Below are 19794 nucleotides of genomic sequence, written 5' to 3'. Positions count from 1 at the left end.
GCCAGAGGCCACTTTTTTGTCCAGCAGGGCAGAGGGAGCGCAGTGTAGTCACCCTACATAAGCGACTAACGAACTAAGAAGCAATATACCGGAAAATTAAAAAGCCGCTCGATTGAGCGGCTTTTTAATTGGAGCGGGAAACCGGGTTCGAACCGGCGACCTCAACCTTGGCAAGGTTGCGCTCTACCAACTGAGCTATTCCCGCGTTTTGGGTTGGCCCCACAGCACTGCTGCCCGGCCATATTGGCATCCCCAAGGGGAGTCGAACCCCTGTTACCGCCGTGAAAGGGCGGTGTCCTAGGCCTCTAGACGATGGGGACAGAAACTTTGCACTACAACCTCTTCGGTCCCGTGCTGCCACGCTGTCCATGGCAGTGCCACTAAAATCAGTGGCTTCGCTTAACAAAACAGCCCTAAAGCTATGCTGCAAAGCAAAATTTGGAGCGGGAAACCGGGTTCGAACCGGCGACCTCAACCTTGGCAAGGTTGCGCTCTACCAACTGAGCTATTCCCGCGTGGCATCCCCAAGGGGAGTCGAACCCCTGTTACCGCCGTGAAAGGGCGGTGTCCTAGGCCTCTAGACGATGGGGACCCAGAATCGCCTCTGTCGTCATCGCTGCGCTTTAAAGTGTAGCTCTGCGTCAGAAGAGGGGCGCATTCTATGTACCGTTCGGAGTGCTGTCAACACCCGAATTAAAATTTTTTCCTTTTATTGTCAGGCACTTACCTAACCCGGTGGATTCCGGGGAGCAGATTTCCGACTCTGGGACAGCGCTCTATTCTCTGCACTGACAGCATGCAGGTGCAACTCTTCCAGGAATTCACGGATGCGCTTTGCATTGGTGCCCAGATCACTCACCCCAACCCGGGAACTGGACCGGACATCCACACGAGAGCCGTCATCACTCTCCGGCCTCACCCGCACGACGATATCATCTGTGAACCCCAGCAGCAGGGTGCGATCCACGGCTTCAAGGTGGCCGCGCTCCGGTTCATAGGAGACGATTTTCCAACCCAGTTCTTCAGCTACCTCCGCGGCCAGCTCAGTGGTCCGCTCGACGGGAAGATGCACATGTAAGGGATAGATATCAGCGTAAACATCGGCCTTCCGTTGCAGCCGTGCCACCGGCTCCCCGGCGTATTCTGCACTGTTCTCCCCAGGCTTACGCAACCCCAGCACCACGCGATACTGGGGTGGGTTGCGGGTATCTGTGGTGATATCGTGGATTCTCGGCACAGTAAAGCTGCCCTTACCCACCGTGATCAGTGGAATGGCCACAGGCAACAGGCCCAGAAGTACTGCCCACAGGGCATTGCTGCGAGTTTCAGCACTATGGCTGCGCATTCCCCAAACAAAGATCAGTAAACTAACCAGCGCAATCGCCAGGGCTAAGGCACCTGCATAGGTAAATACCTTGAAAGCCACACTGAAGTGCAGCAATCCAAATCTCAGCGCAAGCCCGGCCAGAACAATTGCCACGAGCAGCACCCATTGGGTCCACAATAGCCAGCGACTCCAGTGTTTTTCGGTCACTCTTTTTCCTCTTCCCCGCTGTCCTTTTTATCCAGCTGTACTGATAAGGAATTAATACAGTAACGTAAGCCGGTCTCTGTCGGGCCATCGTCAAATACATGCCCAAGATGGCTGTCACACTTGCTGCACAGAATCTCAACTCGCTGCATGCCGAAACTGTTATCGGGAAGCTCTCGCACTATCCCCTCGGCAAACTCAGCATCAAAACTGGGCCAGCCGCAGTAACTCTCAAATTTCGCTGCGGAATCAAATAGAATTTCACCACAACACCTGCAACGATAGACGCCTTCGTCAAAAACATCCCAATATTCGCCAGTATATGGAGGCTCTGTCCCCCCCTTGCGACATACTTCAAACTCCTCATCTGTCAGCTGATCGCGCCAGTAGTTATCGTCTTTTGGTTTTGACATACTCTCTTGTCCCATTTTTACCAGTTCCCGCAGGAGCGGCGCCCGCTGCCAGCGAACTTCCCGGCTTTCGCGTAGCTCGCACGCGGCCCAGGACCGCTCTTGCCAAGCTACAGGACTGCCGAGTTACCATGAAGGACATCCATAAATCTGAAAAACTGCACGGCGTCTGCTATGAGATCCGCGGCCCTGTTATGCAGCAGGCCTACCGTATGGAAGAGGAAGGCCACCGAATTCTCAAACTGAATATCGGCAACCCCGCCCCCTTTGGTTTCGACGCCCCGGATGAGATTATCCAGGATGTCATCCACAACCTCTCCCACGCTCAGGGTTATGTGGAGTCCAAAGGCCTGTTTGCAGCGCGCAAAGCCATTATGCAGGAGAGTCAGACGCTCGGTATTGAAGGGGTAGAAATAGACGACATTTACCTGGGAAACGGCGTCTCCGAGCTGATTTCCATGGCCACCCAGGCACTGCTCAACAACGGCGATGAACTCCTTCTACCAATGCCCAATTACCCTCTGTGGATGGCGGCAACAAACCTCGCTGGGGCCAACCCGGTACTATACCGCTGTGACGAGGAATCAGACTGGTTGCCGGATATCGAGGATATCAAATCGAAGATTACCCCGCACACCCGCGGTATTGTGGTAATCAACCCCAACAACCCTACCGGCGCCATTTACCCGAGGGAACTGCTGGAGGATATCGTCGAAGTGGCACGTAGCCACAAGCTGGTGATTTTCGCCGATGAAATTTACAGCAAAATTCTCTACGACGATGTTGAATTCACTCCGATGGCCAAACTGGCCTCTGATGTGCTCTGCCTGAGCTTCAACGGCCTATCTAAGTCCTACCGTTTAGCTGGTTTCCGCTCCGGCTGGATGATTGTGAGCGGCGCAAAACATCGCGCCAAGGGATTTATTGAAGGCATGGATATGCTTGCCTCCATGCGTCTGTGTGGCAACGTACCCGCAATGTTTGCGATACAGACCGCGCTCGGCGGCTACCAGAGTATTAACGACCTGGTATTACCCGGCGGACGCTTGCGCCAGCAGAGAGACCTGGCCCACAGCATGCTGAATGACATCCCTGGAGTTAGCTGCGTTAAACCCAGCGGCGCTATCTATCTATTTCCCAGACTAAACCTGGATCACCACAAGATCGAAAATGATGAGCAGCTGGTACTGGAGTTCTTACGCCAGGAGAAAATCCTGCTGGTACAGGGCAGTGCTTTCCACTGGGATGCGCCGGATCATTTACGTATAGTTTTCCTGCCGAGGGCAGATGACCTATCCCACGCTATTACCCGCCTGGGCTACTTTCTGGAGCGATATTCCCGCTGATGTTGGACGATTTACATATTCACGATTTTTACCGCGACGCCGGCAGGGTTCTGCTGGCGCTATTCGGCCAGTTTCCCATGCCCGCAACGATTTATATCGAGGATATCGCCGGCCCCGACAGCCCCGATGAATTCGGTTTGCATTCCCCGCGCCATCTGGCCTGCCTGGGAGCAATCAGCTGGCTAAAGCAAAGCGGCTATATCAATTTCTCCCAACTGGTTCGCCAAGAAGCCGCGGAAGAAGTAGTATTAAGCCACCGCGGGTTTCTGTTGCTTATCAATACCGACGCGGATTCCAAGCAGAGCAACGCACAGCTGCTCAATAGTGCGGTGCGTGGTGCTTCATCTACAAAATTACAAACGCTAATGGAACGCCTGATGCGAGAGTTTGCTGCTCACTAAAATACACTAAGAAAATTGCGCCGCTATTTCTGGCGGCGGTATTTAACATGCAACATTTTTAACGCGGCATCCGGATCCCGATCGGGAAAATCCGGATTCTGCGCTAAACGAGTCACTATTTCGTATCCTTTATCAGCGCCGAGGATCAGCTCGCGGAAATGCGCCTCACTATGACGGGGGGAATTGATGACCATCAGCAAATCTGCCTCATCTGCAAGGCAGGCCGGCAATTGTCGTACGAGTTTTTCGTAATTGTGACTTACATCAAAACGGCCTTTCTGGCGTGTAGGCGGATCTACGATACCCAACTGGAAAGGGCCTCGGCGGTCAAAACGCTTGAATTGACGCAGCGCGTCAAATTGCAGGAATTGAATGCCTTTCAGGGACAAGCCATTCACTTCGTGGTTTTCGCGCCCGCGATTTAACACGCCGCGATTCACATCCACATTGACGATTTCAATATCCCCTGCTGCACGAGCCACAGCAGAAAAGGCACAGGTAAAAGCAAACAGGTTCAACATTTTTACAGCCCCCTGTTCCGCCCGGGCACGAACCTGTTCTTCCAACCAAGTGCGCCCCGGTTCTATATCCAGGAAAAACCCAACGTTCTGTCGCTCAAAGGTCAGGGGAAACCTCAGTTCACCACGCTGTGCCATCGGAGCTGCCACAGGCTCACCACACTGCCACTCTATCGGAGCGCCAGTCTGGTAGCGGCGCTGAGTAGCAATACCACGGTAACCGCGCGGCTCTGCCAGTTGCCAGAGCGTTTCGCACAATTCCGCTTCTCCTTCATACTCTTCGAAAAAAGTCACCAGCAGCGCTGGAAAAAAACTGTCGACACAAACCTGCTCCAACCCCTCATAGCAACGGCCACGGCCGTGGAACAGACGACGACTGTCTCTGCCACCCTGTGCTATTTTGGACTCAACCAGCTCCAGTAGCTGCTGCCAATTGGTAGACACTCAAACTTCTCCGTTACTTAATGGGTATAAAATCGCATCCCGGTAGCCGGTAACTACCCGGATAAAGCCGCTCCACTCCCGATCTAATTCCGGCTCACCGCTGTCCACCAACAGGGGGCGTCCTCCAAGTTGAGTTATTTTGGTTTTGGTAGCGACAACCATTAAATTATCACGCCCGACTTCCCGTAGAACTTTTGCGGAAAACTGCTGGTTGCCACGGCCAATCAAATGCCCCTGGCCACCAATAGCAGTGAGCAAGATTTTTATTGGGCCCTGGTGCGCAGCGATCGCCGCCTCGATCTGTGGTGCACCCACATCCGCCTGTTGTAAGGCACTGTCGATCAGCAGATCCACCCCCAACAAAGTACCTTTACAGCCCAGCTCATTCATTATCGCCAGGGTCGTTGAGCCAGGGCCAACAATGTACAGGGTACCGGGGTCCAGCTCTTCAACAATCTCAGCGGCAATGTCTGCCACAGCCAGTTCTTCCACCTCACGCCCGGCATTTTTTACTGCCTGTAAAAAATGCCCCTCCTGGGGCACCAACAATTCGCCGTAATAACGGGTGCTCACTCTACCCTGGCGAAAAGATTGCTCGTCGATATCCCGCACTTCGCGCTCACACAAATCCACCAGCTGACCGGACATGAGGCGTCGTAAAACCTCGCCGCCAGCTTTGGGGGAAATAGCAAAACAAGCGGAATGCATCTTGACTCCGGCAGGAATACCCAGCACAGGGAAATTCTCTCCAAGGGCATTAACCATATTGCGTGCAGTGCCATCTCCACCGATAAAAACAATTAGGTCAGCACCGGCATCGCGAATCGCTTTAGCTGCTTTTTCCGTGTCTGCGGGAGTGGATGGGCTGCTATCGGCAGTCCCCACCTCATTGACAGAGAAACCGAGCGCGCGAGCGGTATCTGCACCCATATCACCGGCAAAACACAAAAGCTCCAATTGCTCGCGAAAAGAGGCTAATGCCTCCAGGGCGATTGCAGCGCGCTTGTGGGATTGGGGCTCGATCCCCGCAGCCAGTGCCTGTGCCACCGTCTCAGCCCCATCACTGCCCTTAAGCCCCGCCGGGCCACCGACACCGGCCCAGGGGTTGATAATCAGCCCCAGTTTTTTTACTTGCTTGTCTAATTGCACTTAAGCCCCAACACCGCTAACTGCTCTTTATCACTTTCACTCAGGTTTTGCGCCGACGAACTGTAATGAGAAAATTCCAGGCGCTTGGGGTATTCTCGGCGCAAACGGTCGAAGGCTTTAGACATGGGCTCAGGGCCTTCCGCCGCTTCACGCAGACGGCAATCATCATTGCGGGGATCATACATTTGCAACAGCAGTTCTGTCTGGGCGCCTCCTGAGACAATTCTATTTTGCGCTGCCTCACATTCCGCACTTTTATCCAACGCAGGTAGTGACAGGTCTAGCGCATTCGACAGTGCCTCTCGAATCATGTGAGTACCCGCAAGCTTGCCGTCCAGGCTATAGCCGGCAATATGCGGCGTGCCCAGGTCAACCAATTTCAATAGTTCAGTATCAATTCCCGGCTCATTTTCCCAGACATCCAGTACTGTGCTAAAACGCCGCTCTTTTTGCAGGAGTTGAAGCAGCGCACGGTTATCTACCACCGCACCCCGCCCGGCACTAATCAGCACCGCTCCATCGCGGATATGTACAAGCTGCTCCGCACCAATCATATGTAAGCTCGGGTAAAGGCCGCTTTTAACCAGAGGGGCATGCAGGCACACAATATCCTGGCTAAGCACCTGCTCCAACGGCGCATAGTCTGGGTTCTCTGGTAGCCAGGGATCGTAAACAGCGCAGGTAGCGCCCAGGTTATGCAGCCGCTTCTGCAGCAGGCCGCCAACATTGCCGCAACCGACAATTCCAAAGCTGCGCCCACGCCAGTCGGCCCCCAGGGCCGCCAGAGCACAGAAGACATATTCCACAACGGAGTTGGCATTACAGCCCGGCGCGGCACTCCAATAAATACCATTGCGCTCCAGCCAGTTGGTATCCAGGTGGTCAGTGCCAATTGTGCAGCTACCAACAAAGCGGACTGGCGTACCTTCCAACAGGCTTTGGTTTACTCGCGTGACCGAGCGCACCAACAGGATATCGGCGTCGGCAAGTTGCTCTCGGGCAAGGGTTCGGCCAGGGTAACGTACCAGTGTGCCCAGATCCCCGAAGTATTGCTCTAGGGCCGGAATATTTTCATCCGCGACGATCTTCAGGCTGGCACTATTCGTTAAACTTTTACTCATGCAAGCTCTCCATCCATACGGCTCAAGGTCCGCTCCATCTTCCCTTTCAGGCCACCGATACCAAACTCTTCTGCCAGGGCCTGGGCCAGATCCAGGTCCACTACTTGCGGGCGTAGATCTGCCACAGTGATACCCAAGGGGATATTCTCTTCCAGGCTGGTGAGGCGCTTGGCCATACGTAACTGCTCTTCAAATTCCTGCAAGCGCTGGGCAAGTCCCTTGGCACCGCGAATAGGTAGTGACGCCACCTGCTCGAGCTGCACCAGGAGCATCTCTATGCCCTCAAAAGCCTCCAGTAGACGCGCCGCTGTCTTGGGACCAACACCTGGGATTCCGGGGATATCGTCACGGCTGTCTCCTACCAGTGCCAGGTAATCGGCAATCTGTGCCGGTTTCACCCCAAATTTTTGCTCCAAGGCTTCACTATCCATATGCCGATCCGCAGCGAAGTCCCAAAGGGAGGAGGCCCCTCTAGCCAACAATTGCCCCAGATCCTTGTCGCGGCTCACAACAATCGGCTTGTGCCTGCGCAGCTTTCGGGTGAGGGTGGCAAGAATGTCGTCTGCCTCATAACGCTCGCTAGAGAAGCTGGCAATTCCCAGGGCCTCCGACATCTCTCGGCACGCCGCCAGCTGGAAGGCCAATGCCTCATCGGGCATAGCGCGACTGCATTTATAGTCCGGGTACAGCTCATTGCGGAAGCAACTGCCCAGAGACTCATCAAAAGCACAGGCTATATGGCGCGGATCTCGCGCTAACATATCCAGCAGGAAATTAGTGAAGCCATAAACGGCTTCGGTGGAGTAACCGCTACGGCTCTCCCAGTTGGGCGGCAGCGCAAAGTAATAGCGGAAAATATAGACGGAGGCGTCAATCAGATAGCTGCTCACGATAACTCCACCAATTGATAGGCATCCTTATCGAGCGGGTCCGGGCACTCAAACTCCTCAGCCAGTGCCAGGGCAAAAGTCCTCGCCCGAGCGTTTGGTCCCTGGGCACAGTAGTCCTGCACCTGCTCCCAGATTGCCTTTTTAAAGGTGTCACTAGGGCCCAAGCCGCTTTTTAGGTTGTCTGCACTGACCCGAAACCTGAAACCACAGGCGCGAGCGAAGACCCACTCCAGCGCCTGAGGCTTGACCTCCACAAGCTCAAATTCAGCCTGCTGCTCACGGCTACGCCCGTCCGCTTCATACCAATAGCCGTAGTCAGGTAGCAGGCGGCGCGCCTCCCCGGCCACACACCAATGGGCCACTTCGTGCAGGGCGCTGGCGGCATAATCCAGGGTAAATTCCACCTGGTGAACCCCCTTTTTCATGGCGGCGGGGCGGTAGTAGGGTTCGGGAAAACCGCCACAAAGTCGGGTATTGAGCCCATTTGGGTCCGCAAAACAGCGATTAAAAACGCCAATTATGCGATCCGCCATAGGTAAACTTGTAGAAACTGAAGCCATTTCTGGGTTAGGAACGGGCAAGGTGTTCTCCGGGGTACCGCAAAGGCGGGGACTATATCAACGCAGACGCCTCGATCAAAGCTGTGCCGCTGTGGAGCCAATTGACAGCGCTGGTTGTATTTCCGCAAATCAACATATACCTTTACTGGCAGGGATGCCGCCTTGGGCACCTGCCCTTTCAGCGAACTCCCGGAGGAGGGATAAAGCAGTCAAATACCCTCCTGATTCAGTCTTCCCTTAGAGATAGGGCATAGGTAGTCGCACCTTTGTCTGAGTGGAGACGGTATACAACCGGCCCTGCCAGGAGGTGTTCCATGACAGACCACAGCATTAACAATGTGGTAGACCTCTTCACCGGCGAGCCGATCGAGACTTCTGCGGACCGGCGCTTTATCCGCCTGTCGCCAGAACTCGACGGCTTGGAAATGCTCTACTCCAACAACTCCAGCGGAACAGATTTCTACAGTCTGAAAGTGCTGTGTTGGGGGCTCAAAGCAAATGGCGAGGTCGTAGGCCTCGTTCCCTGGTTAAACTCAATAGTGGCCTGTCCAGACATCAAGGACCCTTTAGATGGACGCTTTGAGGGCTACTACGATCCCGGCATTGAGGAAATCTTCCACCACCCACCCATTCACAAAGTCGTCGAGCTGGAAACTGCGGCGGAATACTTTGAGTTTGAGAGCAGCAAAGCTGAAGAAGTGCTGCAGGAGATCCCCGATACCATTGGCACCCACGCGGTGTTTATGGATGAGGATCGGGAGAACCTGACGTTAATTGAGGTGATCAGCTGGCGCCTGCACGCCGATGGCGTGATCCATGGCATGCTGATCGACCACGATATCGTTGAGACCACCCCGGTACTGCCGGGTGACCATTGCCTGTACCCCGCACAGGAGAGCGTGGGCTTTCGCTACTTTTTCCAGCACCATATCGCCAACAAGATCAAATCAGAGGACCCGGAGGCATTGGCCGCCATCGCCGCTTTGGTAACGGCGCCATAATCTATTCGACCGACCACTTAGTCGGCAGAGAGTTGTATCCAGGAGTGTGTTGCCGTCCCCGCCATTACGGGCTGGGGCGGCAGCAAAAGATCCCGACCGACTATTCCGCTTTCCTAATCCAGAAAACGAATTCGTCATTCTCCTCAGCGTGTTGAACCAGCTCATAGCCTAGAAATTGGCAAAACTTAGGTACATCCCGCTGGGTGGAGGGGTCTGTGGCAAGCATTTTCAGTACTTCCCCATCGGCGACATTCCGCACCGCTGAGTGCAACATCATTACAGGCTCCGGGCACAAGAGGCCGCGGGTGTCGAGAGTGTGATCAAACTTCATATAGCCAATTGTGCGCAATTTAACGGGCTTCGTCACCCGAAAACTGGCAGTCACCTAAATCCAGGACTGACGCACTAAACTCCTCTAAGGCCCTATCGCGATTTGGGTACACAATGATTTATGTATTGATTGAGCGGGAGATCGCTGCCGAAATGCAGAGTAGCTATGAGGAGGCGGCGCGTAAGGTACTAACCTGCGCCTACCGCACCATAGGCTTTATCGAAGGGCAGACCTATATCGAAAAAGGCAACCCGCTGCGCCGTTTTACCTTGTCGAAGTGGCAATCCGAGCTGCACTGGCAGCACTGGTACACCAGTGAGGAGCGCCGCGCCCAAATGGCTATGTTGAGCCCCTTATTGGTTCAGGAAGAGCGTATTATCGTCCTTGAGACCGCAGCATAAATTGCGCCGCTATTTCCACCGCAGACTGCCAATGCCCTGCTTGAGTAAAACCACTGGCACGGCGTGGCTTAAAGTCGTGATCACCATCCTCCAGCCACTCAACCTCAATAGTGGCTGCTAATCCGTAAGTATTTACTTCTACACGGTTACCTAGACGGTCTCTATCTCCCTGAACAATAAGCATCGGGCAGGAGATCGCCTGTAAATGCTCGGTGCGCAACTTATCCGGTTTGCCCTGAGGATGGAACGGATAGCCCAGGCAGACAACCCCTGCAATCAAACCCTCGGCAAAGGTTTCATCAGCAAGCAGGCTCGCCACCCGCCCCCCCATGGATTTACCACCAATAAATAGGGGTAAGCCTCCCGAAAAACGCTTAATCTGTTCGCGAAAACACTCCTCGAGCTGGGGCATGGTATTAGGCGGGCGCTTACTACCACCGGTGCGACGTTGGGCCATATAGGGAAACTCAAAGCGCATCACCTCTACACCCTGTCCACATAGCCCCTGGGAAAGAGCCTGCATAAATTCACTATCCATGGGCGCGCCAGCACCATGGGCAAACAGAAAGCGGACTTTGGGTGACTGGGGGCTATCTATCAGGTAATCAGACATCGGTGGGCAAATCCTGGGCGAGCACAAGGTTGACGCTCTCCTCACCCGGTTCAAACCAGATGACTACCTCACCGGACTGAAGCTGACGGCGTAAACTCGTAACCTTCTCCGACAACTCCACTTCGCACTCACCATATTCGGTACCTTCGCGAGTGGCGTACTCTTCCAACAAGTTCTGCAGGGTGCTGGCATCCAACTGCTCAAAGGGAATGATCATACAACTATCAAGTAAGATGAGATGGGAGCGGCCTTCACCGCTCCCAATATTGACGATATCAGCGAGGTAGGATTGTGGCTTAGGACTTTGGCTTGCGGAAGCGCAGGGTCATGCGGTCGCTCTCACCAATGGCCAGGTACTTATCCTTATCCTCATCCCCCAGGCGCAGGGAAGGCGGCAGGGTCCAAACACCTTTCGGGTGCTTGGCAGTATCTTTCGAGTTGGCATTTACTTCACTGGCTTCCTCCAGCTCGAAACCCGCCTTCTTGGCCACTTCAATCACATACTCTTGGGTGACATAACCACTCTTGATCATATCCTCCATGCTGGTACCTGGCTTGGCGCGATGCTCAACCACACCCAGAATACCGCCGGGTTTCAGGGCGGCAAAGAAGCTGTCAAATGCCTTATCCTGATAATCGCGGTACATCCAGTTGTGCACATTGCGGAAGGTCACAACGGCATCGGCACTGCCGGCAGGCGCAACTTCACGGCCAGTCTGGGGTGAGAACTCGGTAATGATTACGTTTTTGTAGGCTTCTTTATTGCCCGCGAGCTTTTCCTTAAAGTTTTTCAGGGAGCGCTGGTAATAAGCGGACTCACTGTCTTCGGGGAAATGCGCCGCGTAGAGCTTGCCTTTCTCACTCAGATAGGGACCGAGAATTTCCGTATACCAACCACCTCCGGGAGTAATCTCCACAACAGTCATATCCGGCTCAATTCCCATAAACTTGAGGGTTTCTGCGGGATTGCGGTACTGGTCACGAGCAGCGTACTCCTTGCTGCGCTGGTCCCCCTTGATTACCGAATTCAAGTCGGCAGCCTGGGCTCCAGCGGCCATAGCCAAAGCACCAGCAAGCGCTACCAGGGATTTCTTGATATTGATCGTCATAATCGTTCCTGTGTTGTTATCGTTAATCCAGCTTTGATCGCACGCTGTCGATCTTATCCTGTAATGACTGGTCCCGGTCTATACGAGTTCCCAATTTCAGGCTGGTGGTGATACGCTCAGCACCCATAGCGTGCACCCGCTCATGACAGGCTTTAACTGCTGCCATCACCTCATCCCACTCCCCCTCAATGTTGGTGCCATAGGCATGTAAACGGTGGGTAAGCCCGGCTTCTGCCAACGCTTTCTCGCATTCCGCAACATACTTACTAACGGACACCCCAACACCCATGGGAATCACACATAAATCGGCAAGTACCTTCATCGACAGTCCCTCACTAAGTTACCTTTTACCAGAAATGGAAATAATAGCTTTGAGATTGACCGATAGAGTTATCGGACGAGATCCTATTACAATGCAATCTACACGTCTCTACTGAAGCAAAGGAACTTTACATGCAACAGCATCTCGTTATCTCCATGATTGCTGACGATAAGCCCGGCGTTGTGGAAAAGCTTTCGACAGTCATTGCGGATAACGGTGGCAACTGGGAAGACAGCCATATGGCACACTTCGCAGGGAAGTTTGCCGGCATTCTGCGCGTCGCCGCACCTGGAGACAAAAGCCAGTCCCTAAAAGATGCCCTCGCCACCCTTGCGGAGGACGGCTACAACCTGGTAATCGAAGATGCCGTGGCAATTTCCACGTCACCCCAGCAGACCCTGACCCTGAAGCTGGTGGGGAATGACCGTCCAGGCATAGTGCGCGAAATCTCTCGAGCGCTCACTGCCCACCATATCAATATGGAGCAGCTGGAAACCACTTACGGCAGCACCCCTTGGAGTGGCGAACCGCTATTCAGTGGCGAGTGCACTATCAGTGTGGACGAAGATATGGACCTCGATGGCCTGCGCGATGAACTCGACCAGATTGCCAACGAATTGGGGGTGGAAATCGACTGCGAGGAGATCGCCACCCCTATCTAATTGTGGAATAATCCGCAGCCATACAAGGCTGGGCACTGCCGCCCGGCCCGATTCAGCCAAGCCATATAGCGCCACAACAGGCGACTACCAGCGAATGTTCAAGATTGTTCTGTACCAACCGGAAATTGCCCCCAACACCGGTAATATTATTCGCCTCTGCGCCAATACCGGCGCCGAGTTGCACTTGATTGAGCCCCTCGGTTTCGATATGGACGATAAGCGCCTGCGCCGCGCTGGACTCGATTACAGTGAATACAGCCGCGTGGTTCGCCACCAGGACTGGCAGGCTTTTCTCGACAGCGAAAAACCGGCCAGGGTGTTAGCCCTGTCCACCAAAGGCAGCCATAGCCATACTTCGCTCGAGTATCAAGACGGCGATGCTATTGTCTTCGGCCCCGAGACCCGCGGACTGCCGGCGGAATTTCTGCAGGAAGTAGGCCCGCAAAACACCCTGCGCATCCCCATGCGCGCAGAGAGCCGCAGTATCAACCTGTCCAATGCCGCCGCTATCGTCATCTACGAAGCCTGGCGGCAATTGGACTTTAGTGGCGCCCTCACCAAGTAGTAAGAATTTCAGTTGTTATGCAAAGTTCTCAAGCCCCAATAGGGCTCTTTTACGGCTCCAGCACCTGCTACACCGAAATGGCCGCGGAGAAAATTCGCCGGTGTATCGGGCCACATTGGATTGACCTGCACAATGTGGCCGAGATAGATATCGCTCAGGCAGAGGGTTACGACTTCCTGCTGTTCGGTATACCCACCTGGGATTATGGAGAATTGCAGGAAGACTGGGAGAATATCTGGGACGATCTAGCACAGCTGGACTTGCAGGGCAAAACTGCAGCCCTGTTCGGCCTTGGCGACCAGGAGGGCTACCCCCAGTGGTTTCAGGACGCTCTGGGCTACCTGCACGCTCAACTACAGGCGTGCGGAGCCCGCATGGTCGGCTACTGGCCTGCAGAGGGCTATGAGTTTGAGGAATCCAAAGGCCTTACCCCCGATGGCAGCCAGTTTGTAGGCCTCGCTCTTGATGAGGAGAACGAATTCGACCTCAGCGAAGAGCGCATCCAACGCTGGTGCGAGCAGGTAATGCGCGAGTTTGGCCTGCAAGAAGGAGCCTGAAGGAAGCATAGTTGTGACCAAACCCATTAATAAACACGCGGATATCGAGTGGCGCGAAGGTGGCCAACCCCTGTCCCGCGCCTATGACGATATTTATTTCTCCACTGCCTCCGGCCTGGAGGAAACCCGCTACGTTTTCCTACAACAAAACCTCCTTGCAGAGCGCTGGGCAAACCTCGCAGAAAACAGCACCTTTATTATTGGTGAAACCGGCTTCGGCACTGGCTTGAACTTTCTCGCCGCCTGGGAACTTTGGCAACAAACGGCTCCTCAAAGTGCTCGCCTGCACTTTATCTCTGTTGAGAAACTCCCACTGCGGCCCAAAGACCTGAGCCGTGCCTTGACACTTTGGCCGCAACTGCAAGCATTTTACCAGCAACTTATCGACAACTACCCGCCACTACTGGCTGAGGGGGTGCACAGGTTGCAATTCGGTCGTGTGGACCTGACCCTGGTCATCGGGGAAGCCAGCGAGGCCCTGGGCAATTTATACCTACAACAGGAATCCCGTGATCGATTGGTGGACGCCTGGTTCCTGGATGGCTTTGCCCCGGCCAAAAACCCGGATATGTGGACACCGGAATTATTTGCAAGGTTGGCCGCCCTGAGTAAACTCGGCGCCACCTTTGCCACATTTACCTGTGCGGGGCTTGTTAAACGCGGCCTGCGCGACGCCGGCTTCAAGCTGGGTAAAATGCCCGGCTTTGGCCGCAAGCGGGAAATGCTGTGCGGCTCGCTGGAAAAGCTTCACACCAACGAGGTCTCCACCACACCCTGGCACCTGCCGACAGCAACTCCAAAGCGCCCCCAAACTGCCGCCGTCATCGGCAGTGGCATCTCCGGCGCCACTATCGCCAGGGCCTTAGCCGAGCGGGGCATCCAGGTACAGCTGTTCGAACGGGGAGACTCCCCCGGCAGCGGTGGCTCGGGTAACAACCAGGGTATTCTCTACGGAAAGCTATCCCCCAAACCAGGACCGAATGGCGACTTCAACCTGCACGCCCTGATGTTCGCCCAGCGCTACTATCGCCAGCACTGCCCCCAGCTAGGGCATTTCAGCGGCCTGCTGCAATTGGCCCAGACAGAAAAAGAACAAAGTCTCCAGGCACAAGTCGCAACAGCACTGGAGGCATACCCTGGGCAAACTCTGGCCCGTGCGGTAACTTCAATCGAAGCCAGTGCGCTGGCTGGAGTAAGCCTGCCCTTTTCTGGGCTCTATTTCCCTGACGCAGGCTGGTTGGAACCACAGAAAGTCTGTGGCGCCCTGTTGGAACACAAAAATATTGAAAGGCATCACGCTAGCAATGTAGAACTACTGGAGTACTCAGGTGACAGCTGGCTAGTACAAACTGACAGCAGAAGAATCAAGGCCGAGCTAGTGGTGCTTTGTGGCGCCAATGATATTCGCGGTTTCGCCCCAGCGACTGCCCTGCCCCTACGCCCAATAAGGGGCCAAGTATCTCGGGCACTGGCTACAGAAGCCTCTTCCAACCTCAAAATGGCGCTGTGTGGTGAGGGGTATATCACACCAGAATATGAGGGCCGGCAATGCTTTGGTGCGACATTCAAACTCAAGGAAACTGCTACAGAGTTACGTGACAGCGAACACCGGGAAAACCTGCAAACCCTGGCCGCTCTGCTGCCCGAAATCGCCGAGGACTTCTCAGCCCAAAAACTTAGCGGCCGGGCCGCCCTGCGCGCTGCGACGCCAGACTACCTGCCACTGGCCGGCCCTCTCCCGAAATGGGATTCTCTTGAGAGCACCTATCGCGGCCTACGTAAAAACCGCAAGCTGTTCATCAATAAGCAGGCCGATTACCAGCCTGGGTTATATGTGATGGGCGGATTGGGCTCCCGCGGATTTACCTATGCCCCGCTAACAGCAGAAGTTCTCACTGCCTGGATACTCGGCGAGCCGTTGCCAATCAATGTGGACCTGGTTAAAGCCCTACACCCGGCAAGATTCGCCATTCGCGATCTGGGTAAAAATCGTCACTCAGACGGGACTTGACCCGGCCTGAGTATACCCTTCTTGTTTTCCCGGGAGTTTCGCCGGTGCCGCCAGTAGATTGGCACTGCCGGCGCCACAGGCAACTATAGTTTTCATAGCAGCCTCCACCGTCACCCCCGGCAAAATTTCCACACACTCCGCTGGTACATGGAACACAAAGCCGGAAGTGGGAACCGGTGCAGTAGGTACATAGACTGTCATATCCCCACTGGCATGCTGGGAAGTCACAATGGCGGTGACCGCCAGCGGGTTATCGGCCCCATGAATTCGTACTCTGGCGACGGGCCCTGACAACACTCCTTCCCCGCCACCTCCAATAAACTGCAGCACCAAATCCTTGATAGTGCTATATCCCGGCGCCAAGCGCCCCAGCCAGTGATCCACGTGGTGATGCAGCCAATGGCCGATACTGGTTTTTACCAGCAAGCCAATCAGGAAACAGCTGCTCAAAATCAAGGCTATCACCACAAGCCTCGCAAGGGTATCCTTAAACTCCGTATGGGCCTCCAGCCAGACGACTGCTGGGGCCACAATTTCACTGATTTGCCCGAAAAGCCACTGAAACAGCAGCACAAAGATGGCAATAGGCAACACTACCGCCAGGCCGCCCAGCAGGGTCAAAGTGACAAATGTTTTTACTCTGGTCATAGATTATTGATGTACCGAATTGGAATTCGCAGTTGGACACTGCTACTACTTTCTATCCTGCTGCCGCTGGCGGCAGAGGCGCAACTCCAGTTGACCCCATACTCCATCCTGGAAGAGCGCCTGCGCGGTGGGAATCACTTCACCCAAGGATTTTTCTTTGACGGCCAGCGCTGGTGGGAGAGTAGCGGATTATACCGCCACTCCTGGCTTGCCGAGTATACCGACCCCACAACAAAGCCCGTAAGACGCAAATGGCTGCCCCGAAAACTGTTTGCCGAGGGCCTCACGGTTCTTGGAGACAAGCTCTACCTGCTGACCTATAAAGCGGGTGAGGCACATATATACAGAGCCAGTGATCTGCATCACCTGGAAGTCCTCAGCTACAGTGGTGAAGGCTGGGGACTTACCAGCAATGGTACATACCTGATTATGAGCAACGGCAGTGACGAGCTGACTTTCCGTGACCCGGATACCTTCGAGGTGCTTCGCCGCCTTAAGGTTCAAGGTGGAGGGGAGGAATGGTCCAACCTGAATGAACTCGAATTTGCCAAGGGCCTGATCTGGGCCAATATCTGGCAGGACAGCCGCATTGTTGCCATCGACCCACAAACTGGCGAAGTGCGCGGCGCTATCGATCTAATAGCACTGAGCCCGGACATACGCAGCCATCCGGATACCGTCGCCAATGGTATCGCCTGGGACAAGGCTCGCAACGGACTGTGGGTAACGGGAAAATACTGGAAACAGATCTATCTTATTCGTCCCGAGGGGCTTGGCTTTAAAACGAAAGCAGCCTCAGAAGTCAACGCCAATAGTCAATAACCGTAAGCACACCACCAGCACGGATATAGTCCATGGAAGAAAGCTGCAACTGCAGGCGAAAACCATGTCCGTGACTCTGTAAACTGACGCCATCCAACCCAATCTCCCCATCGTAGAGCAAAGTGGACTGGCCATTCCCATCCCTCCACTGTACCCCTTCCACCTTCCGCATGCCGGGAAGCTCAAGAGTAACCAGAGTGAAGCTCTCAGGTAGTGGCTGCAGCTCCACCTGTGCAATACCTGATGCAGTTGCCAGGGAAAGCGCCAACTGGTTTTCCGGTGCAGAGCGCCAACCCAGGTGGGTATCCGCCACAACTGATTGCGCTAAATTACGCGGGGTACTGGAGGAGCAACCCAGGAGCCCTACTAGAGCAGTCAACCACAACACAAAATACAGGATCAAAGTGCGCATAGCCCTATCCTTAACCAGTCGCTGTGAAAGAGTGGGATTATAAACCGCGAATCACGTCACAAAAGAAAACTGCCATTGCATTTTATTTCAAGGGAAAACCGACAAATAAACCCACCACACAAAACCGCCCCGCAGGGTATACTCCGCCGCCATGAATTCCCCACAACATATTCTCGAGCACGTCTTCGGTTACACCCATTTCCGCGATCCACAGGAAAAGGTAATTAATACACTGATGGCAGGCAACGACGCGCTGGTTTTGATGCCCACCGGCGGCGGCAAATCCCTTTGCTACCAGATCCCCGCACTGGCCAGGTCCGGTTGTGGTGTGGTGATTTCTCCACTGATAGCCCTGATGCAAGACCAAGTGGAAGCGCTGCAGGAGGCTGGCCTTCGCGCAGCCTTCCTGAACTCCTCGGTGCCCTATGACGAAGCCCATTCCATAGAGGAGCAGCTGTTGCACGGCGAGCTGGACCTACTTTACCTGGCACCGGAACGTCTACTGCAACCTCGTACGCTCTCACTGCTACAGCGCATTGAGTTATCCCTGTTCGCAATTGACGAAGCCCACTGTGTATCCCAGTGGGGCCATGATTTCCGCGCCGACTACCTCCAGTTAAACTGCCTGCACGAACAATTTCCCAGGGTGCCGCGCATTGCCTTAACTGCTACTGCCGACAAGCGTACTCGTGCAGAAATTGCCCAACGGCTCGGCTTGGAAGCTGCCCGGCATTTTGTTAGCAGCTTTGACCGTCCCAATATCCAGTATCGCATTGAGCCCAAAGACAACCAGCGCCGCCAGTTACTACAATTTTTGAATAACGGCCAGAAAGACAATGCCGGGGTTATCTACTGCCTATCTCGCGCCAAGGTGGAGAGCACTGCCGAATGGCTGAGCCAGCAGGGCTACCCTGCCCTGCCTTACCACGCCGGCCTGCCAGCAGAAATCCGTGCAGAGCATCAACGCCGCTTCCTCCGTGAGGAAGGAATGATCGTTGTAGCCACCATCGCCTTTGGTATGGGGATCGACAAGCCGGATGTGCGTTTCGTTATCCATTTGGATCTACCTAAAAGCATCGAAGCCTATTACCAGGAGACAGGTCGCGCAGGTCGCGATGGCGAGCCATCCACAGCCCTGTTGCTCTATGGCCTGGAGGACGTGGTGAAGCTCGGACAAATGGTCGAGGCCTCTGAAGGCAGTGAAGAGCACAAGCGTCAAGAACGCGGACGCCTTAACGCCATGTTGGGCCTGTGTGAGATCACCAGCTGCCGCCGCCAATCATTGCTGCGCTATTTCGCTGAGGAGCTGGCAGAGCCCTGTGGTAACTGCGACACCTGTCTTGAACCCCCGGCAACCTGGGATGGTAGTGAGGCAGCAGTTAAACTGCTCTCTTGTGTGTACCGCACTGGCCAGCGCTTTGGCGCCAGTCATGTAATCGACGTACTGCGCGGCTCAGAAAATGAAAAAGTGCGCAAGTTTGCCCACGATCAACTTTCCACCCACGGCATTGGCAAAGACCTTTCCGGTACTGAATGGCGCGCGGTGGTCCGACAACTTATCGTAAGGGGGTACCTTGAGGTTGAGGGGGAATTTCAAGGGCTGAGGCTCACAGAAATCTGCCGCCCGCTCTTGAGGGGTGAAGAGACTTTATTACTTCGCAAGTTACCGCCAAAGGCAGAACGCACGCAAACCCGCAACTCATCCACCCTCGAAGACCTGGGCCCAGCAGACCAGCCGCTATGGGAGGCCCTGCGCAACTGCCGCAAGCAACTGGCCGAAGAGCGCGGCGTACCACCGTATGTAGTATTTCACGATGCCACTTTGCGCAGCATGATAAAAGCACATCCCCAAACGCGAAATGAATTACTGGCAGTATCCGGTGTAGGTGACAGCAAGCTGGAGCGTTTTGGCGATGCCTTTCTCGCCGTTTTGCGTGACTTTCCCAAACAATAAAGCTCTCCACTCATCG

24 protein-coding genes and 4 tRNA genes are annotated in these 19794 nt (G+C 54.6%); 10 read left to right on the top strand and 18 right to left on the bottom strand.

Annotated features, from left to right (window positions below; genetic code table 11):
• Positions 1–129: 129 nt before the first annotated feature.
• From ACCI49_RS12740 to msrB, 6 genes are all read right to left on the bottom strand, one after another.
• Positions 130–205 (bottom strand) — tRNA-Gly (locus ACCI49_RS12740).
• Between the two features lie 39 nt (positions 206–244).
• Positions 245–320, bottom strand: a tRNA-Glu gene (locus ACCI49_RS12735).
• 119 nt (positions 321–439) lie between these two features.
• Positions 440–515 (bottom strand) — tRNA-Gly (locus ACCI49_RS12730).
• Position 516: 1 nt separating this feature from the next.
• Positions 517–592 (bottom strand) — tRNA-Glu (locus tag ACCI49_RS12725).
• A gap of 135 nt (positions 593–727) precedes the next feature.
• On the bottom strand, positions 728–1534 hold the full coding sequence (locus ACCI49_RS12720; protein WP_371839390.1) for a DUF1499 domain-containing protein: 807 nt from the start codon (positions 1532–1534) through the stop codon (positions 728–730).
• Positions 1531–1944, bottom strand: coding sequence for a peptide-methionine (R)-S-oxide reductase MsrB (msrB, locus tag ACCI49_RS12715; protein WP_371839389.1), 414 nt, complete (start codon positions 1942–1944; stop codon positions 1531–1533). Before msrB ends, ACCI49_RS12720 begins: the two co-directional genes overlap by 4 nt.
• Positions 1945–2072: 128 nt before the next feature.
• Between msrB and ACCI49_RS12710 the strand changes: the two genes are divergently transcribed.
• On the top strand, positions 2073–3287 hold the full coding sequence (locus ACCI49_RS12710; RefSeq protein ID WP_371839388.1) for a pyridoxal phosphate-dependent aminotransferase: 1215 nt from the start codon (positions 2073–2075) through the stop codon (positions 3285–3287).
• On the top strand, positions 3287–3688 hold the full coding sequence (locus tag ACCI49_RS12705) for a hypothetical protein (RefSeq protein WP_371839387.1): 402 nt from the start codon (positions 3287–3289) through the stop codon (positions 3686–3688). Before ACCI49_RS12710 ends, ACCI49_RS12705 begins: the two co-directional genes overlap by 1 nt.
• Positions 3689–3711: 23 nt before the next feature.
• Here ACCI49_RS12705 and ACCI49_RS12700 read toward each other — a convergent pair whose 3' ends face one another.
• Genes ACCI49_RS12700 through ACCI49_RS12680 form a run of 5 tightly spaced genes read right to left on the bottom strand, consistent with a single transcriptional unit; the run spans position 3712 to position 8343 of the window.
• Entirely contained in the window at positions 3712–4650 is a 939-nt protein-coding gene (locus ACCI49_RS12700; protein WP_371839386.1) for a class I SAM-dependent methyltransferase, read from the bottom strand.
• Entirely contained in the window at positions 4651–5799 is a 1149-nt protein-coding gene (locus ACCI49_RS12695) for an ATP-NAD kinase family protein (RefSeq protein WP_371839385.1), read from the bottom strand.
• Positions 5790–6920, bottom strand: a complete 1131-nt coding sequence (locus ACCI49_RS12690; protein ID WP_371839384.1) for a 4-phosphoerythronate dehydrogenase — start codon at positions 6918–6920, stop codon at positions 5790–5792. Before ACCI49_RS12690 ends, ACCI49_RS12695 begins: the two co-directional genes overlap by 10 nt.
• Positions 6917–7810 (bottom strand): 5'-3' exonuclease, encoded by an 894-nt coding sequence (locus ACCI49_RS12685; RefSeq protein ID WP_371839383.1) that lies wholly within the window; start codon positions 7808–7810, stop codon positions 6917–6919. Before ACCI49_RS12685 ends, ACCI49_RS12690 begins: the two co-directional genes overlap by 4 nt.
• Positions 7807–8343, bottom strand: coding sequence for an elongation factor P hydroxylase (locus tag ACCI49_RS12680; RefSeq protein ID WP_371839382.1), 537 nt, complete (start codon positions 8341–8343; stop codon positions 7807–7809). Before ACCI49_RS12680 ends, ACCI49_RS12685 begins: the two co-directional genes overlap by 4 nt.
• A gap of 341 nt (positions 8344–8684) precedes the next feature.
• On the opposite strand from ACCI49_RS12680, the gene ACCI49_RS12675 reads away from it, so the two are divergent.
• Positions 8685–9371: a hypothetical protein gene (locus tag ACCI49_RS12675; protein WP_371839381.1), complete on the top strand. Its 687-nt coding sequence runs from the start codon at positions 8685–8687 to the stop codon at positions 9369–9371.
• A 100-nt stretch (positions 9372–9471) separates the two neighbouring features.
• On the opposite strand, the gene tusA is transcribed toward ACCI49_RS12675, so the two are convergent.
• Positions 9472–9702, bottom strand: coding sequence for a sulfurtransferase TusA (gene tusA, locus ACCI49_RS12670; RefSeq protein WP_371839420.1), 231 nt, complete (start codon positions 9700–9702; stop codon positions 9472–9474).
• 113 nt (positions 9703–9815) lie between these two features.
• Here tusA and ACCI49_RS12665 point away from each other — a divergent pair, with 113 nt between their 5' ends.
• Positions 9816–10103: an antibiotic biosynthesis monooxygenase family protein gene (locus ACCI49_RS12665; protein WP_020414711.1), complete on the top strand. Its 288-nt coding sequence runs from the start codon at positions 9816–9818 to the stop codon at positions 10101–10103.
• Here the strand turns inward: ACCI49_RS12665 and ACCI49_RS12660 are convergent.
• The 4 genes from ACCI49_RS12660 to ACCI49_RS12645 form a co-directional block, all read right to left on the bottom strand.
• Positions 10078–10716, bottom strand: a complete 639-nt coding sequence (locus tag ACCI49_RS12660) for an alpha/beta family hydrolase (protein ID WP_371839379.1) — start codon at positions 10714–10716, stop codon at positions 10078–10080. The genes ACCI49_RS12665 and ACCI49_RS12660 overlap by 26 nt on opposite strands.
• Entirely contained in the window at positions 10709–10933 is a 225-nt protein-coding gene (locus tag ACCI49_RS12655; protein WP_371839377.1) for a YheU family protein, read from the bottom strand. Before ACCI49_RS12655 ends, ACCI49_RS12660 begins: the two co-directional genes overlap by 8 nt.
• A gap of 79 nt (positions 10934–11012) precedes the next feature.
• Positions 11013–11825, bottom strand: a complete 813-nt coding sequence (locus ACCI49_RS12650; protein WP_371839375.1) for a class I SAM-dependent methyltransferase — start codon at positions 11823–11825, stop codon at positions 11013–11015.
• Positions 11826–11847: 22 nt separating this feature from the next.
• Positions 11848–12147 (bottom strand): MTH1187 family thiamine-binding protein, encoded by a 300-nt coding sequence (locus ACCI49_RS12645; RefSeq protein ID WP_371839374.1) that lies wholly within the window; start codon positions 12145–12147, stop codon positions 11848–11850.
• A 131-nt stretch (positions 12148–12278) separates the two neighbouring features.
• Here ACCI49_RS12645 and ACCI49_RS12640 point away from each other — a divergent pair, with 131 nt between their 5' ends.
• The 4 genes from ACCI49_RS12640 to mnmC all read left to right on the top strand — a co-directional run bounded on the left by ACCI49_RS12640 (position 12279) and on the right by mnmC (position 15942).
• Complete coding sequence (locus ACCI49_RS12640; protein ID WP_371839373.1) at positions 12279–12809, top strand: glycine cleavage system transcriptional repressor; 531 nt, start codon at positions 12279–12281, stop codon at positions 12807–12809.
• Positions 12810–12903: 94 nt separating this feature from the next.
• Positions 12904–13374, top strand: a complete 471-nt coding sequence (gene trmL, locus ACCI49_RS12635; protein WP_371839372.1) for a tRNA (uridine(34)/cytosine(34)/5-carboxymethylaminomethyluridine(34)-2'-O)-methyltransferase TrmL — start codon at positions 12904–12906, stop codon at positions 13372–13374.
• 17 nt (positions 13375–13391) lie between these two features.
• Entirely contained in the window at positions 13392–13931 is a 540-nt protein-coding gene (fldB, locus tag ACCI49_RS12630) for a flavodoxin FldB (RefSeq protein ID WP_371839371.1), read from the top strand.
• 13 nt (positions 13932–13944) lie between these two features.
• Positions 13945–15942: a bifunctional tRNA (5-methylaminomethyl-2-thiouridine)(34)-methyltransferase MnmC2/FAD-dependent 5-carboxymethylaminomethyl-2-thiouridine(34) oxidoreductase MnmC1 gene (gene mnmC, locus ACCI49_RS12625; protein WP_371839370.1), complete on the top strand. Its 1998-nt coding sequence runs from the start codon at positions 13945–13947 to the stop codon at positions 15940–15942.
• Here mnmC and ACCI49_RS12620 read toward each other — a convergent pair.
• Entirely contained in the window at positions 15928–16590 is a 663-nt protein-coding gene (locus tag ACCI49_RS12620; protein ID WP_371839369.1) for a DUF502 domain-containing protein, read from the bottom strand. The two genes, mnmC and ACCI49_RS12620, sit on opposite strands and share 15 nt — an antisense overlap.
• Before the next feature lie 9 nt (positions 16591–16599).
• On the opposite strand from ACCI49_RS12620, the gene ACCI49_RS12615 reads away from it, so the two are divergent.
• Positions 16600–17412 carry a glutaminyl-peptide cyclotransferase gene (locus ACCI49_RS12615; protein WP_371839368.1) on the top strand — a complete coding sequence of 271 codons (813 nt, stop codon included), beginning with the start codon at positions 16600–16602 and terminating at the stop codon, positions 17410–17412.
• Here the strand turns inward: ACCI49_RS12615 and ACCI49_RS12610 are convergent.
• On the bottom strand, positions 17393–17824 hold the full coding sequence (locus tag ACCI49_RS12610; RefSeq protein ID WP_371839367.1) for a hypothetical protein: 432 nt from the start codon (positions 17822–17824) through the stop codon (positions 17393–17395). The genes ACCI49_RS12615 and ACCI49_RS12610 overlap by 20 nt on opposite strands.
• A 151-nt stretch (positions 17825–17975) precedes the next feature.
• On the opposite strand from ACCI49_RS12610, the gene recQ reads away from it, so the two are divergent.
• Positions 17976–19778, top strand: a complete 1803-nt coding sequence (gene recQ / locus ACCI49_RS12605; RefSeq protein ID WP_371839366.1) for a DNA helicase RecQ — start codon at positions 17976–17978, stop codon at positions 19776–19778.
• Positions 19779–19794 lie beyond the last annotated feature (16 nt).

The organism is Microbulbifer epialgicus, assembly GCF_041447265.1.
Lineage (GTDB): Bacteria > Pseudomonadota > Gammaproteobacteria > Pseudomonadales > Cellvibrionaceae > Microbulbifer > Microbulbifer epialgicus.
The sequence above is the reverse complement of the archived record's forward strand: the minus strand, read 5'-3'. Positions and strand labels throughout refer to the sequence as shown.